This window comes from Reichenbachiella agariperforans (assembly GCF_900142205.1).
In the GTDB taxonomy this organism is placed as follows: Bacteria; Bacteroidota; Bacteroidia; order Cytophagales; family Cyclobacteriaceae; genus Reichenbachiella; species Reichenbachiella agariperforans.
In genome coordinates this window covers 281,558-298,196 of the sequence record NZ_FRAA01000001.1, presented here as the reverse complement: position 1 = coordinate 298,196, position 16,639 = coordinate 281,558, and the positions used below count along the sequence as shown (strand labels likewise).

The 16,639-nt window shown below is 40.8% G+C and carries 11 protein-coding genes; 5 read left to right on the top strand and 6 right to left on the bottom strand.

Going from position 1 to position 16,639, the window contains the following annotated elements; genetic code table 11:
* The 3 genes from BUB99_RS01085 to BUB99_RS01075 form a co-directional block, all read right to left on the bottom strand.
* Positions 1–7,125, bottom strand: coding sequence for a T9SS type A sorting domain-containing protein (locus tag BUB99_RS01085; RefSeq protein WP_084190272.1), 7,125 nt, complete (start codon positions 7,123–7,125; stop codon positions 1–3).
* Positions 7,126–7,142: 17 nt separating this feature from the next.
* Entirely contained in the window at positions 7,143–7,817 is a 675-nt protein-coding gene (locus tag BUB99_RS01080; RefSeq protein WP_073118647.1) for a hypothetical protein, read from the bottom strand.
* 649 nt (positions 7,818–8,466) lie between these two features.
* Positions 8,467–10,107 (bottom strand): ABC-F family ATP-binding cassette domain-containing protein, encoded by a 1,641-nt coding sequence (locus BUB99_RS01075; protein WP_073118645.1) that lies wholly within the window; start codon positions 10,105–10,107, stop codon positions 8,467–8,469.
* A 498-nt stretch (positions 10,108–10,605) separates the two neighbouring features.
* Here BUB99_RS01075 and BUB99_RS01070 point away from each other — a divergent pair, with 498 nt between their 5' ends.
* The gene (locus BUB99_RS01070; RefSeq protein WP_084190388.1) at positions 10,606–11,562 is read left to right on the top strand and encodes a fatty acid desaturase family protein; all 957 of its coding nucleotides are present in this window, start codon (positions 10,606–10,608) and stop codon (positions 11,560–11,562) included.
* A gap of 1 nt (position 11,563) precedes the next feature.
* Here BUB99_RS01070 and cdd read toward each other — a convergent pair whose 3' ends face one another.
* Positions 11,564–11,974: a cytidine deaminase gene (gene cdd, locus BUB99_RS01065; protein ID WP_073118642.1), complete on the bottom strand. Its 411-nt coding sequence runs from the start codon at positions 11,972–11,974 to the stop codon at positions 11,564–11,566.
* Positions 11,975–12,109: 135 nt separating this feature from the next.
* On the opposite strand from cdd, the gene BUB99_RS01060 reads away from it, so the two are divergent.
* Positions 12,110–12,298 carry a hypothetical protein gene (locus tag BUB99_RS01060; RefSeq protein WP_073118640.1) on the top strand — a complete coding sequence of 63 codons (189 nt, stop codon included), beginning with the start codon at positions 12,110–12,112 and terminating at the stop codon, positions 12,296–12,298.
* Between the two features lie 117 nt (positions 12,299–12,415).
* Here the strand turns inward: BUB99_RS01060 and BUB99_RS01055 are convergent, their stop codons facing one another.
* Positions 12,416–12,664, bottom strand: coding sequence for a DUF7218 family protein (locus tag BUB99_RS01055; protein WP_073120501.1), 249 nt, complete (start codon positions 12,662–12,664; stop codon positions 12,416–12,418).
* Positions 12,665–12,972: 308 nt separating this feature from the next.
* On the opposite strand from BUB99_RS01055, the gene BUB99_RS01045 reads away from it, so the two are divergent.
* Genes BUB99_RS01045 through BUB99_RS01035 form a run of 3 tightly spaced genes read left to right on the top strand, consistent with a single transcriptional unit; the run spans position 12,973 to position 15,940 of the window.
* Positions 12,973–13,437 (top strand): DUF2383 domain-containing protein, encoded by a 465-nt coding sequence (locus BUB99_RS01045; protein ID WP_073118636.1) that lies wholly within the window; start codon positions 12,973–12,975, stop codon positions 13,435–13,437.
* A gap of 51 nt (positions 13,438–13,488) precedes the next feature.
* Positions 13,489–14,334, top strand: coding sequence for a universal stress protein (locus BUB99_RS01040; protein WP_073118634.1), 846 nt, complete (start codon positions 13,489–13,491; stop codon positions 14,332–14,334).
* Positions 14,335–14,392: 58 nt separating this feature from the next.
* The gene (locus BUB99_RS01035) at positions 14,393–15,940 is read left to right on the top strand and encodes a GH3 family domain-containing protein (RefSeq protein ID WP_073118632.1); all 1,548 of its coding nucleotides are present in this window, start codon (positions 14,393–14,395) and stop codon (positions 15,938–15,940) included.
* Here BUB99_RS01035 and BUB99_RS01030 read toward each other — a convergent pair.
* Complete coding sequence (locus BUB99_RS01030) at positions 15,935–16,504, bottom strand: hypothetical protein (RefSeq protein WP_073118631.1); 570 nt, start codon at positions 16,502–16,504, stop codon at positions 15,935–15,937. The two genes, BUB99_RS01035 and BUB99_RS01030, sit on opposite strands and share 6 nt — an antisense overlap.
* Positions 16,505–16,639 lie beyond the last annotated feature (135 nt).

The following is a 16,639-nucleotide window of genomic DNA, read 5'->3' as shown; positions in this document are numbered from 1 at the left end:
TTAGTTTTTAAGAATTCTGATGTTTTCTAATTCATCACCTTTCTTGATTTGTAGGTTATACAAGCCTCTCTGAAGGTGACTAACAGAAATAGTTTTTGTAAACTCTTCTACGTTTTTATCCAATTCTTCATAGACCATTACTTGCCCTGACATACTCATGATGCTAACAGTATAGGTTCCGAAGTTGGTACCTAGTACTTCCACATTGAGTTGATCACCAGTCGTTGGATTAGGGAAGGTAGTTGTATTGACACTGAGTCTACCGCTTTCTTCTGGAGCTGGAGCACTAGGTGCTAAATCTACAGAATTGGAAGTAAGTGTACAACCACCTTCGAATAGGACTTCTATGGTATATGAAGCGGCATCAGTTATAGATAGAGAAGTACCTGTAGCATTTCTCAATAATACATCATTTCTATACCATGAATATTCCAAGTAACTACCAGAAATAGTGGCCATTAATGTGTTGCCTTCTATTTCTAACATTACACTATTTGGTATGATATTGTCAACATAATCAGCTTTATCCGAACAGCCTGAACCATCTGTATAGCTAACCTCTACACCCAAATATGTACGTTCAACTAGACCTGAAAGTGTTACGTTAACCGTTCCTGAAGAACTTCCTGAGAATGCAGCTCCTACATTTTGACCTGTTTCTCTATCTGTTAGTTGATAGCTAAGGTTTGCATCTGTGTTGTATACATCTACAGTGACGTCACCAGTCGTACAATCTGTTTTCTCATTACCAAAAGAGATGTTAGTAGCTGGTAGATAGTTTATTTTTACTTCTATCACATTTGATAAATCACTAGCACTACATGTCACTTCATCAGTAGCGTGTGCCATCACTTGATAACGTCCTTCTTGGGTGACCGTAATCGTATTAGCCCCTCCTTCTGAACTATTGATTACACTACCATTTCTATACCAAGTGAAATGTGGAGCGTCACTTGTAGTTGATAGAGTGATAGACTCACCTTCACATACTTCGAGAGAACCATCAGCGGTTAATACCGGAGTAACATCTATTTCATCAAATAGAATGATCTCAAATTCACCAGTAGACGTAGTACATGAGATATCTAAATCATCACTAATCCATTCAGCACGGTAAATACCAGATGTATTGATTACGTAGTAGTTATTATGTGTTCTAGCAATCTCTGTCCCATCTTGGTAGATTACAACAGTTCCATCATTTCCATATGAATTGTTTTCAAAGAAGTATAGAGTATAGTTTTCACAACTGTATTTAGTATCTCCTTCATAGATATTATAGCTAGTAGAAGTTGATGTACTGTTTTTTGTTGTGAATTCTGGTAAAGCAACGTCCTCTACAATGACTTGTTGAGAATATGGACTTGCACAACCTAAACCTGCAGGTTGGTTTGAAACTCTTACACTGTATGATCCTGCTTCTGTTACTGTCACAGTTCTAGAGCCTTGTCCATTGATTGATCCACCGCTCCACTCGTATTGAGTAAAACCTTCTGGAGCTTCTAGTACTACTTCTATGCTACCTTCACAGGCAATTAGGTCACCACTTACTACAGTTACGGTTGGTCTTTCTGGACTTTCGATCACTGTGATCGTGATAGTTTCGGTAGTATAGATACAATCTCCATCTTTTACTCTTGCAAAGTACTCTCCAGATTGAGAGAATGATGTAAGGTATGTACTCGTGCTTACAGGCGTGTTGATATTATCTCTAAACCACTCAACACTAGAAGTCATAGACACAGAAGTACTATTGCTAGAGATTCTACCTGCCGCTAATTCTACTCTAGAACTTCCTTCGCAGATTGTTTCTGAGTTTCCAGTTGCACTGACTATATAATTGTCGCCATAATCACGGCTTCTATATAGAACATAACTAGGTCGTACTACTAGTTCATCTTCATAGATTGATGTGATTGTATTACACTCTGTACCTGTAGAAGAAGCAGAAGTTATCATCAATCCTATTTCTATAGGGTCTGTCAATGCACCGATATTAATTTCAGTTTCATCTACTTCTGGATCGTAAGTCAATGGGGCACCTAGGGTACTACCATCCTCTTTATTGATCAATTGATAAGTAAAGTAGTTTTGAACATCATCAATAGTCACCATGATATCTTGTGTATCACATAGCAATTGATCCTCAATTGTAAAATCTGTATCTAATAGGATAGGAGCAACTACCTCTAAATTGAAATCAGAGTAGACACCTGTCACTTCGAAATCTTCATCGATGTCTTCGTAGGTGTTATCCTCAGCCTCAAGGTTAAATAGTAAGAACGCATTATTATCTCCAGAACTTAATATGTCTGATGGGAGATTGAAACTAATGTCACCAGTTCCTTCTACGATGCTGAACTCATAGCCACTCAAAGCAGTTGTACTGCCATCTCCATCTTTAAAGTTAACAGTTACTATATTTTCCGCGCCAAATTTACCACGAACTTCGTAACTCAGCGTTACTTCACTTTCATGACAAGCCTCTTCCGAAGCGATAGCTGTTACCAAAAGTGCTTGCTCTGCAATCGTTTGATCGTCACTGATATAGTCGAATGGAAGAATCTTAGCTGGTAAGAACTCAAGGAATCCAATAGACACGTCGATATCGTTCCTTTCTTCTTGTCTGAACCTGAATTTTACGTCATTTGACTTCATCTCGTTAGTGACAACAAACTCAAAAGTTTCATTATCTAATTTTTCTTCTTCACCATCAAATAGGTCATCATAGATATTTTGATTGGGGAAAGAAGAAACCTCAGTATAAGTAGAACCACCATCAATAGAGTATTCAAAAACAAGGACTTGATTAGATGCCATGTTATTGAGTACTTCTTCAAAGCTTAAATCAAAAGAAACTAACTCAAACCTTTCAAGATCACCAGCTTTAAACTCCTTAGTTGAAATCAAACCTCTGCCAAAGTCATTATCAAAAGAAATCTCGTCTCTGATTTCTGCACCTGTAGGGAAATAATAAGTGCTAGTTTCCATGCTGGAAGCGTAGCTAGCAATTTCTACATTACTCAACTTTAAGGTACTGCCTTGTGACGTAGGAATGTAACTTTCATTTGGATCATAAATTATCCATCTGAACCTAACCCTTTCATTATAAGTACCTGCTGGACTATTATAAGTCCCATCAATGAAGTAGTTCAAGTTGGGAGAATAACTACTAGTATTTGGTCCATTAAAATAAGTGTACGTAGACCATGAATTACCTCCATCTTTAGAATACTGGAAAGCCATTCTTTCGTTACTTGAACTACTTGCTGCAGTTACAGGATCAAATTCATAGTTCCAAGAAAATGTTCTATTAGTGTTATACGAGAAGTTAGACTCATAGAAATCTCTTGTTTCTATGACTGTTTGAAAGTTTCCACTATTATAATAGTCTCCACCAATAGACATAGGGTCAGCTGCGTCATCAAAATTAGCTAAGTCCCCTGCTTCTCCAAATGAAGCACCCTCAGTGAGCATAACTTGAAATTCATAGTTGCCACCACGTAAGTAAGGAGGGAGGTCAACAGTAATGTTATCTACCCCTTCTTGAGTGGCTAATAATAGATCATCATTTCCATCATAATCAATAACCAATAGGTTGGCGAATAATCCGTCTATGCCTGCAGTATTACTTTCATCGTTTTCGATTTCAATGCTGAATGTCGCAGAGTTACCCGCATAGAATACGTCGTTTTCGTCAAAAACAAAAGTAGTTCTAACAGCTCTTAAGAAGACTTCAAGGCTTCCTACAGTTTCGTCTTCGTAGAGGTAATAGTCTACTCCATCCACTGTAACCATCGCAGACATGAAAACATCGTAGCTGCCGTTTTCTACATAGCTAGGAACTGTTCCTGTAGAAGTACCCAAGGAAGTCGTTGTTCCTAATATGATGTTTTCATTCGTTTCTGGGTCAGTTTCGTCCATTGTAAAAATGAAAGTCGTACCACTAGGGAACAAGTCAGGGTTAGTGATGTTTTCATTCGTGTTCCAGTCGTAATCAAACTCTTCACCATTGAATACTGCATCATCTAGATCAGTTAGAGACCACTCATAATGTGATAAACTTGGTCCATTAATATCAATATCGATAGGATTGTTTACCGTAGTGTAGAGGTAGTCATCAAGTGCATTGCCTAAATCTAGTTTAATAGCTAGGTTTGAAATTTCCCATCCATTCTGATTAGTACCTAGATTCAAGGGTTGCACAAATCGGAAGCTCGTAGAAGTTGTTAAAAATGCTGAAGGAATTTCCACAGCATAACCTTGTGACAAGTACAGTAAACCGTCATCATAGATTTGATCTTCTCCGTCTTCTAGTTCATAGACAGGGATCACTTGGAAAGTAGATCCATCAGTAGATGCTTCTAGCCTTGGTACTATGTTTTTGTTTGTATGAATATCTAGACCTGTATAGCTACTAAAGTTAAATGATAAGGTAGCCGATTCTCCTCCTGATAGATCGAATGCTTCAGTGACGACAAAACGCTCACCAGAGCTAGTGAATTCTATATCTTGATAATCTACAGTACCATTTACTCCCATTACCGATACGAACTGATTCATTTCTTCCAAAGTGATTGTTTCTCCTTTTAAGAAGTCTCCTCCAGCAGTAGTAGGGGAGTATGGGTAAACCACAATGTCATAATCAGGTGTTGCTTCTTCTCGGTCTAATGGAATCAGACTAGGCATGACAGCATTAATGCTTGAAGCATTTTGTCCATTGCTAGTTCCGAGTACATAGTATGCATCTCCTTGTTCTAAAACTGCAGCATACTCAGTTCCTGTTGGGAAATTCTGTGCGTTGTAGTTGATTGTTATTGTTTCCCCTAAAGAGAACGAGGAGTGGTCCAACTCTTCCACATCCAGTGATGGTCTTAGTAGGTTGAATACAGAAGTAGTATTAGAAGTTTCCATAAAGGTTGCCGAGTATACAAGCGCATAGTAAACTTCAACTATGTTCTCCTGATATCCAGACTCTCCATTCTTGTTGTACACAAACCTTAAGGAAGTAGTCTCTGACCAAAGGTGATTTGGTAAGGTGATCAAGCCCGTATTGTCGTAACCACTAGCGCTAATCGCTTTAGATTCAATTTCTTCCCAGTTGCTTCCATCGGTAGAGGCTTCTATCATTACATCAAAAGGGGATGTAAATACAGAATTTGTAAAATAGAATTGAAGCGAACCTCCATACCTCATATCAAAAGCTTCGGTAGTTATACTTCTTTGGCTACTTGATACCATGGATGTTTCGGCATTATTATACGTTTCGATACCCTCGAATGTTAAACTTGAAGGACCTTCACTGCCAGACCAGCTTTCATTTAGCAGTGTTTGGCTTGTCGAAGAGTTATTGAAAACCCCTGTAGTAATACTGATTTCAAGTGACGGTGTAGTACCATAGTCAAAATCTTGAGGTAGGGTTGCGGTAATAGTCCCTGCACCTTCTACCACGGTAGAGTTAGCACCTATCATGTAATACTCCATCTCATCATTGTCATAGACGCTTAGCATGAGCTCTGCACCTGCACCCGGTACACCTGATACAGTGAAATCTACCGTTACACTACTTCCAGGAAAACCATAATCAGCACCTGCTATCGTAATCGGGTCAGTAAAGCTGATGTCATCTATCGTAAGTCCTAAACCGTCCATAGTGAGCGAAGAATTGTACTTTTCACCATTTACAGCAATGTAGGTACCATAAAAGCCTGCTTGCAGTATCGGTGCTTCGAAGGTGACAGTGCCAGAAGTAATGTCTGTAATGTCTGCTAGGACTAAATCATATTCCTCATCTCCGGTTCTTGAAAGCATTAATTTTGCTTCTGTAGCTGCTGGGAATGCTCCATTATCAATAGTCCAAGTCTGAGTCAGTTCAGTCATCGGATAGATTGGTGTAGTAGCTATAGCATCAATCGTGATGTTAGGTCTTGGTATATTTAAAGTCTGAGGATCGAGATTAAATCTACTCTGGCTAATTATATTAGACTCAATTGAGATATTCATGTCTACTAAGTACCATGTGTCAAGGTTGAGACCATTGTTGCCCTCTTGTCTGACTCTAAACTGTGTAGTGTTGCTAGCAATCCCAGCTGGCAAAGAAGTTAATTCTACTGTCGTATGACCACTACCGATAGCTGTCAACTCGTTCATCGTGATACTAGAAAGCTCACTATAGGTTGATCCATTGGTGCTATACTCGATCACCAAATCGGTCCCTGCTGGACTGATAAGGTTTTGACCTCTAGCTAAACTCAACGTAATAGTGCCGTTTTCGGAATCTATATACATAGCTTCTGATGTGATGCTTCTTTCTTCGTCTTTATCAAAAAGAACTCCTGTAGCGACATCTTCTTCCCCACCTTCTACATCAAAATCATCAGTAGATCCAGAAAGTGAAAAATCGTTAGATAGATTCAAGCCTAACAGTGGTGTGGTAGCACTCTTTTCATAAGCATAGAGCGTTACTTCATCTAAATCATATTCAATACCTGTAGGGATATTGCCTGTGACTTCAAAAGTTTTGACTCCAGCGGTATTGTCAATGTCGTCAGTGTTTAGGTTTTCGAGCAAATACTCGTTGGTACCATCACCTACTGATACCGCATAGTTGTAGTTACTAAGGTCAATATTCAATAGTGTGCCATTTACCTTGATTTCGTCCCCAGGATATGCGGTAGATATTGACCCTCCGAGATCGTCTTCTACATCTGTTATATCGAGTGTTGACTTGTCAATATCGAACAATGACGATGACCCTGCTACGATTTCAGTATATGGATCCGCATCAAAGTCACTACCAGAGAATGCGCCGATTGACACGTTGATATTCATGTCACCATCAGGCCAGTTAAACACTATGTCAGTATCAGCGTCTTGCGTTGTACTGGTGCCCAAGACAGTGTTTTCACTAAGCGTTCCATGATATACTATAAATGTAGTGCCTGGATCAAAGCCAGTTCCTTGATAGGTATAGGTGTCGGATTCTCCGGCATATTTCACTTCCACTGTGGGAGGCGTATCTGTCGTAAAAGTCTGGGCTATTGTTGCATTGATACTGAGCATAGTTATGCCAAAGACCAACAACCTAAGCCCGAACTCTCTAAGCTTAAAGTTTAATTTTTTCATCGATTAGGAATTTTAGGTTATAATAGAATAAAGCCAAATCGCAGTGAGTTGCTAATGAGCAAATCTCCGCTGTTGTAGGTGATGCCGTCTTGGTAGGGCGCTCCATCTACTTGAATCTCGTCATACATGGTAGTCTTGACCGTAAATCCAGCCTCCATACCTACATAAAAACGAGAACCAAAATGGTAGTCAGCACCTACAGATAAAGCAGCACCTGCTTCGAAGTAGCCACGCGAACCTTGACTGAAAGAGTAGTTGTTACCGTTAGGGATTTGCGTTGTGCCTGTTACAGAGGAGCCAGTCGTTGTTTTTACATTGGCAAATTTTTGCCCAACGATAGCATCTATTGCAACATAAGAACGAAACCCACCAGTGCTACTGAGCTGAATCTCCACACCAGGTGTAACCCTGTAGGTGCTGTAGTCAGTGACATAGTCGGGTTTTGTCTGATTGTTGTTCAGATCCATATACATGCCCACTCGGACAATGATTTGATCTGAGACAACATACTTGGCTCTGAATTCGCCAAAACTCAATAAGGAACTGCTAGCGAATGGCGTTCCTGTGATTTCTATCAATAGATTTCCTGAGCTAATACCAGATGACTCACTACTACCCAGATCTAATTCTTGAGCATAGCCAACCTGCTTGGTCAGAAAACATACCAATAGAACCATGAAAAGTTGCTTCATAGTTAAAAGGGGTTAGATTAAAAAAATAGGTTAAATGATCTCCCTTCTGGAAATCGAAATTAAAGTTATTCACTTTCTTTTACTCTGAAAAAAAGTTCAATCCAAAAATCGTAAAGTGATACTTCAAATCTCTGTCAAATTACTTAATTATTAAGCCATTATATTTTAACAGTAAGATTGTTAGATGTTTATGATAATTGACTTGTGAAAGCGTGTAAGATATATATAGTCAACGTACGAGTTGCTTTTTTATGAGGTGATGAGGTGAAAAAAGTCTATAAACTTCAGAAATGGTAGAGGATAGGGCTTAGAAATGGGGAGAGATTAAATAATAGTTAAAAAACTTAAGGTTTATAAAATCCAATGAGGTTGGTGGGTTCGTAAATGGTAAAAGTATGAATAAATAGAGTCGTACTATTACCTTGAGCTTTTCAATGCGATGAAACAAATGAAACTTCCGATCCTCTTGATGCTAGCCAATATAATGATATGTTTTTCTGCTATTTTTTTGTTAGAAGACGATAACGATAAGTCTGCAGATTTGACTCCTTCAAAGGTTAATGTTTCTCTTCCTAAAACAGATGTTATTCTGAATATTGGTGGGATTTAAGCCTGTTTATAGACTTGATTGGAGCTCTGAAAAATAGACTTAAATCGTTTTGCGCTCAATTTCTTTTAGGTTTTCGATTTTCTTGTTTCTCAAAAAGCCATTGATGTCTTCGAAGTGTTCTTTGACTCTCTGATTTCCAAATTCAAAAATCTTGGATGCGAGACCATCTAAGAAATCCCTGTCGTGAGATACCAAAATAATAGTTCCTTCAAAGGCCTTGAGTGCATCTTTGAGAATATCCTTGGTTTTGATATCGAGGTGGTTGGTCGGCTCATCAAGTATGAGGAGATTGACGGGTTGGAGGAGTAGTTTGATCATGGCCAGTCGTGTACGTTCTCCTCCAGAGAGTACTTTGACTTTTTTGTCTATGGCTTCACCACTGAACATAAAAGCGCCTAGGATGTCTTTGATCTTGGAACGTACATCACCTTTCGCGATTTCATCTATGGTCTCGAATATCGATAGTTTCTCATCCAGTAGTGCGGCCTGATTCTGCGCAAAGTAGCCTACGAGGCTGTTATGCCCAAGTTGGAGGTCTCCCTCATGTTTGATTTCGCCCATGATGGCTTTGATCAGTGTAGATTTACCTTGTCCGTTTTTTCCAACGAAGGCTACTTTTTCGCCTCGGGCTATGGTCAGAGACACATCTTTGAATACCGTATGGGCCCCGTAGCTTTTGCTAAGTCCATCGACTATGACTGGATAGTTACCTGATCTAGGCGCAGGAGGGAACTTAAGGTTGAGTGCTGAGGTGTCTACTTCATCCACTTCTACGATCTCCATCTTTTCGAGCATCTTGACTCGTGACTGGACAGACAGTGTCTTAGAATATGTGCCTTTGAATCGGTCTATAAATTGCTGGATGTCGGCAATTTGTTTCGCCTGATCATCGAATTGCTTTTGCTGTTGTTCGCGGCGTTCTTGGCGTAGTTCTAGATAGTGGGAGTAATTGGTTTTGTAGTCATAGATACGCCCACCCGTTAGCTCTATAGTGCGGTTGGTCAGATTGTCCACGAAGGTCTTGTCGTGACTGATCACCATGACAGCATTTGATCCGTTTTTGAGGAAGTCTTCGAGCCATTGTACAGATTCAATATCGAGGTGATTGGTTGGCTCATCGAGTAAGATGAGGTCTGGTTTTTTGAGGAGTATCTTGGCGAGTTCAATACGCATACGCCACCCTCCACTAAACTCGCTGGCTGGTCGGGTAAAATCTGCTCTTTCGAACCCTAGTCCGAGTAGGGTTAGTTCTACTTCAGCATCTACATTGACTTCTTCTATGCTGTAGTATTTTTCACTGAGCTCGGAGACTTTTTCTATGATTTTGCTGTATGCTTCTGATTCATAATCAGTACGTGTCTCCAGTTGTAGCGAGTAGTCGTCGAGTTGTTTTTTCATCTCCACGATCTCAGAGAATGCTTTGGTTGCCTCTTCGAATACCGTACAGTCATCTTCTATCAATAGGTGCTGTGGGAGGTAGGCTATGATGGCTTCTTTGGGGGCAGAGATTTTGCCATGGGTGGGTTTGTCTTTGCCAGCAATAATTTTGAGAAGGGTAGACTTGCCTGCTCCATTTTTGCCCATGAGGGCAATGCGGTCGTCGGGGTTGATGTTGAAATTGATGTTGTTAAATAGGGTGGTGCCACTGAACTCAACCCCAACTGCGTCTACTGAAATCATATCGTGTATTAACTAAGTCGCGAAGGTAGGAAACCCTGAAAGGAAAATCTATGGAAGTGGTGTAATACGACTCTGTTTTTTTGACTAAGGCAAAGTTGTATTCCTAAATCGAAAATATAGTAGTTGTTTGACTTCTAAGTATCTGTATTTGTGTTATTGTATGATTAGCTATCAATATATGATGATAATTCACTGAGTTAACATTATATCCTAGGGTATGGCTTGTCCTACGGTTGATTAGGAGTAGCTTGCCGTGCTACGTATGTAGTAACCTTCCTATAAAGTAGTTAATATTTAATCATGATGGCATCTTTAAAAGCACGCTAATGAGCGGTAGATATCATCCTAAATAACAAGTATATCAAGCATCTTAAGTTTTCCAAAACCACCTCGCACGCTGACTTCTCTAATGAGCTCAGAAGTAAAATCAGGGAATATTTTTCAGATCAAGATACTAGTAGATATGCCAATCGCAAGATGGTATTCAAGACGGTATTTATGATTTCTTTATTCTTTATCCCATTAATCATCATGAACGTAGGTTTGGTCACTACTCCATGGATGCTATTCGGGATGTATATGATTAGTGGACTCGGGATGACCGGTATAGGTATGGGGGTCATGCACGATGCGCTCCATGGTTCATACTCTAACAAAAACAGTATCAATAAGTGGATCGGATATTCTATCAATCTCATAGGAGCCAATGCGGCCGTATGGAAGATTCAGCACAATGTGCTTCACCACACTTATACGAATATAGAAGGCGCAGATGACGACATCAACATGCCTTTCTTTCTAAGGTTTTCACCTAATACAAAATATCATTCCGTTCATAAGTTCCAGCATATTTATGTTTGGTTTTTTTATGGATTTTTGACTTTGATCTGGGTGACGGTTAAGGATTTTGTTCGTATCCCTCGTTATAAGAAAATGGGCTTTTTTACTGAAAAACACGAGGCTAAAAAGCAGTTGTTTAAAACAGTATTACTTAAGGTGATGTATTATTCCTATTCATTGATTATTCCATTGATTGTAGTGCCATTGGCACCATGGTTGATTATCGTAGCATTTTTAGCGATGCACTTTATGACGGGGTTGTTTATTTCTATCGTGTTTCAGACTGCTCATGTGATGCCGAGTTCGGATTTTCCTATGCCTGACGAAGAGGGAATGATTCATGATGACTGGTCTGTACATCAGTTGGCAACTACTAGTAACTATGCACCGAATAGCCGATTGTTTTCATGGTTTATTGGTGGGTTAAACTATCAAGTCGAGCACCATCTGTTGCCTAATGTCTGTCATATACACTATAAGAAGCTGTCAGTGATCGTCTCAGATACAGCCGAAAAATATGGTATTCCATATCATACTAAGAGGACTTTCGTAGCTGCGATCTTAGATCATTTTAGGATGATGCGATCGCTGGGCGTAAAGACCGTTACTGCCTAGACTATTTATCTAAGCTTATGTTGGTGGCATGGGGGAGTAGCTCCTCGATGCACAGCGTGAGCTGAACTGATTCGTTACATACGCAGATCACTTTCGTCGCAGACGTACTGAATTCGTGGATGACCTGACGACAGTTTCCGCATGGTGAAGTGATCGAAGCGGTCGGCGTATAGATCACTAGCGTATCTATTTTCATTGCTGATCCGGCACTCGATACGGCCTGAGCGATAGCACTCGTCTCTGCACATATCACACAGGGGAATGAAATATTCTCGACATTGCACCCACTGTATATATTACCGTACTGATCCATCAACGCTGCGCCCACTTTGAAACGGCTATAAGGAGAGTAGGCGTGACGAGCCACTTGCTTGGCTTGCTCTATGAGTTGCTCTGTTTTTTGGTCGGACATGGATTGCATATTTATATCCCAATATATAGGGTATTTTTAAATAATGGAGTGAGGCTTACAACAATATCGAAAGACAAGGTGTTCTTTTCAGGTCTGAAATATGATTTTTTTAAAGATTGAGAAGGTGCTTTTAATTTGAACGTAACTAGTAGGCCTGTTAAATATAATTACTGTAGTAGTTGTGATCTGGAAGATATCTTAGATGGTACCTCTATCGATGTGTCTTATGAGCAGACCGTAGCTTTTGAGTTTGATCAAGATGACGAAGCAGTACTGGAGAAGATCTGGATGAATAGATCACTGATAACAGTTTTGGAGACCTGAAGTATTATATATTGAGTGATGAGCTGGGTCTTGCCTCTTCTTCCGAACTAAAAGATGAGTTGGACGACAAAGAAGTAGAAGATGTGACACTGACCTAATACTACTTACTATCTGAGCTTATTCTTCTCGTAGTGCAGCGATGAGCTGCTGTTTGTTCATTTTGGATCGTCCCTCGATTCCTATTTTCTTGGCTTGGTCGTAGAGTTCTTTCTTAGTTCGTTTTTCGTATTTGGAGGCATGTCCTCCTTTTGTGCCGCTATCGGGTGTGTTGGCGATGCGAGCTGCCTTTTCTTTACTCATTCCTTTGTCTCGGAGTGCCTCATACTGTTCGTTGTTCATGATAGATGATCCGTGATGCTTAGCCATGATTGTATTGTTTAGATGAAACATAAAAGTCATGGTAGAGCGTCAAATAATCATGCCGCTTTGGTTAGCCTATGGTTTGTCTGTCTCAGTCTTTGTTTGGTCATTGTTTTTGGGGAGATTGAAAAAGGAGGTGTGAATAAATGTCTACAATTAGAGGTGCGAATTGTGGAGAATCTGACTCGGTATGCTACGCATAGATGGTTAGAAGTAGCCAGAGGAGCTCATGTTGGCATAGGCATGCTTATTGGCATACAGACTAGTAGGTGCAACGAGCACCTTTATTTGTATCACCAAAAGATTATTCATATATGAAAGCGCTAACACCTGAATTGCAAAACTTGATCGATAAACTCTTGCTTGCCAAGGAGATTTATGAAAAGGCTTCTTCACGCATACACAATGAACCGATGACCAACCAAATGAAAGTATTGGCTGAGCGTAAGTCCAAGTTCCTAACGGATATTGGCAAGCTCGTAGATGTAGATTTTGAGGAGCATACCATGGGTGTCAAAGATAGATTGAAGGCTGCTTGGGAGAAAATAGCGATAGAAGCTGAACATATCTTTTTGCAACGAGACGAGGGTGAGATTCTTGGTTTTTGTATCCAAAGAGAAGATGAACTCATCGAGATGTATCAGGAAGTCTTACAGTCCAAAGATAACGAGTTAGATGTGTTTATCAAGTTTCTGTTCGAGAGTCAGCTGGCTGAGTCGCGCATACTGATCAGCGAACTGCAAGAGACGCGAGAGGCTTACAATTTTCAGGAGAAGTAACCTTCACCAATGTCATTTCACTAATCCTATCACTACATAACACACAAAAGCATGAACATATTAGTTCCGATTGATTTTACACCTGAGTCCAAAGCTGGCCTGTTGGTAGCTCTGGATATAGCGAACCGCACTGGAGCGCACATTAGTCTTTTGCATGTTATCCATGAACCCGCCCCTGTAGGGGTGTTGCCCAAGGCAGACTTAGTTGTCAAACAACAAGAGATTAATGAAGAAGAGCACTTCATGTCTGAGTTGATCCGGAAAATGAAAGGAGAGCTCAAGCTGTTGACCGAGCAGCTTGATACAGCATCAGTAGAGGTGAAATCTTTTCTCGCTTTTGGAAGCTATAATGAAGGGCTAGAGGAACACCTCGAAGAACATCCCGCTGATTTGATCGTCATGGGGAGTAGTGGAGAAACCTCCATAGCGGAGTGGTTCAAAGGAAACCATGCTACCCGAACTATGCGGATTGCAGATATTCCCACTTTGGTCATCAAAGACAATCAGAAGATTTCGCTTGGCGGTGAATTGCTGGTCTTGATAGGGATCAGAGATTATCGTACAGAGAGTATTGCGCGCATTCGGGAGTTTGCAGAGGTCATGCGTATGAATGTGCACATCGCGCATGTCACTGAACCGCATGACTTGCTTCACAAAAGTATCTCGGATAGATTAGAGGATTTTGCACGGGCTCATGGCTTTACAGACTACAAAGTTCATGTAATAGAAAGTGGCCAGAAAGTAGAGCAAGTTCAGGCTTTTGTCGAAGCGTGGCATATCGATGTGGTGGCTAGTATTTCTGAAGGAGATTCGGGAATTGCTCGGTTGATATACGGTAGTGATACCGAAGATTTTATCAATCACGTAGATAAACCTGTATTAGCTGTGACGATGTAATGAACTGCTACTTTCAATCCAGCCATGTTGATAAATCTATGAACTAACTGTACGAACGATGTCTCTAATAGGTACCCTAATCAAGAATGGAATAGAACTGAATCAGAAGTTGACTTTTCAGACTGGAAAGTCAGCCGCTGAACTGCAGGAAGAAGAATTGCGAAAACTCATGCACAAGGCTAAGGATACGGCTTTTGGTAAGTATTATGGATTCACCACCTTGCTAGAAGCGGAAGATCTCATAGCAGTCTATCAGCAGACTGTACCTATCTATGACTATCATCAGATGCACGAGGACTGGTGGGGCCAGCAGCAGAAGTACCCAGATATCACCTGGCCGGGAAAACCAGACTTCTTTGCACTCAGTAGCGGTACGACAGGCAAGTCCAGCAAACGTATCCCGATTACATCTGATTTTATACAGAGTATGAGAGATGTAGGTACCAGCATGGTCAAAGCGATTCCTAATTTTGATTTTCCAGAACATCTCTTTGAGAGTGAAATACTGATGCTGAGTAGTAGTGCGGATTTAAAACGGCACGAAGAAGGGCATCTGGAAGGTGAAATCAGCGGAATCAATGTGAGCAATTTTCCAGATTGGTATGGGATGTTTTACCGTCCAGGCAAAGAGATCGCAGCGATCAGTGACTGGGATGAGCGCATCGGGCGCATCGCCGAAGAGGCGCCCAATTGGAATATCGGCGTGATCGCAGGTATCCCGTCATGGGTGCTTCTCATGTTGCAAACCGTGATCCGAAAGCATGGACTGAAGCATATTCACGAGATATGGCCCAACTTGACGGTGTATGCGAGTGGTGGTGTGGCTTTTGAGACCTACAGAAAGGATTTCGAAGCAATATCTGGCCAGCCGATAACTATCATGGATACCTATTTGGCTTCTGAGGGTTTTTTCTCCTATACTGCCAGACCTGGTGCGATGGATATGGAGTTAGCACTATCACACGGCTATTTCTATGAGTTCGTACCTTTCGGTGCAGGTGGTGTCAATGAGTATGGTGAACTACTAGAAAAACCTGTGTCTCACACCTTAGATGAGGTAGAGCTAGATCAAGACTATGTATTGATCGTGAGTAGCTGTGCAGGCGCATGGCGCTATGTGATAGGAGACACGATTAAATTTACCAGCTTAGACCCCATAGAAATCAAGATTACGGGGCGTACCAAGTTCTTTCTCAATGTCGTAGGTTCTCAGCTTTCGGAGGAGAAAATGGACGAAGCGATTCTTTCTGTTTCTTCCTCAATGAACGTCCGCGTCAACGAGTATGCTGTAGGAGCCATCAAGAATGAAAGTGGAGATTATATTCATCAGTGGGTGATCGTCACAGATCAAAACGTAGAGGCGCTTCAATTTGCTAATCAGTTAGATGAGAAACTAAAAGATGCCAACAAGAATTATGCTGTCGCTCGATCCAAAGCCCTCTCAGGGATCAATGTGAAAGTAATCAATAAAGAGTTGTATTACGATTACTTAGAAATCACCAAGCAAAAAGGAGGGCAACTGAAGACACCAAAAGTAATGTCTGAGGAAAAAATGCAGTCTATGATTCAGTTCGTCGAGTCAAAACTGACTGTGCCCTCATTATAACTCTACCGTTGGTTCGATCGGTGTTTTGTTCTCTACACACATTCTGACTTCCTCGATGGACATGTAGTAGGTACTGATTTTGTCCTTGTAGTCGTCTTCCAACATGTCATTGTTTAGAATGAAACGCTTGGACGCTACGATCTCTTTGTGAAAACCATAATCGATCGCGATGTAGTCTGCTTTGTATTCTACCTGCTTTCTGAATTTTTTAGAGAAGACGTACTTAAATCCATACCCAATCATCTGCCAGTTGGAGTAGGGGGCATAGTCCATGACGTGACCTAGCTCATGGGCAAACCAGCCTGTAAGAACATCATCGGGCAATTCGGATACTTTGATGTTTTCGCTATCACGTACATAGTAGGCCAGTTTGATGCGGTAGCGCTTCACTCCCGTGAACAACCCTCCAAAAGTAATGACTGGCTGAGCCTGCATCGTAGAGGTTTTGATGGGCTTTTGCTTTAGCGTGACCTCATAGGTGTGTAATGGAAAGTATTTTTCCATTACCTTCATGAAACTGTCTTTGATGCGGGGATCGCTAATGTTCTCTAGGTTTACTTTCATAGGACGGGGAGTCTGTGCATAGCTTGCCTGAGTGAAGCATATGCAGCAAACAAGGGGAATAATGAGGGTGGAGATTACGTGTTTGAATCTTCTAATCATTGGGACACTTTTCTATTCAACGCAAAAATGCTGGGT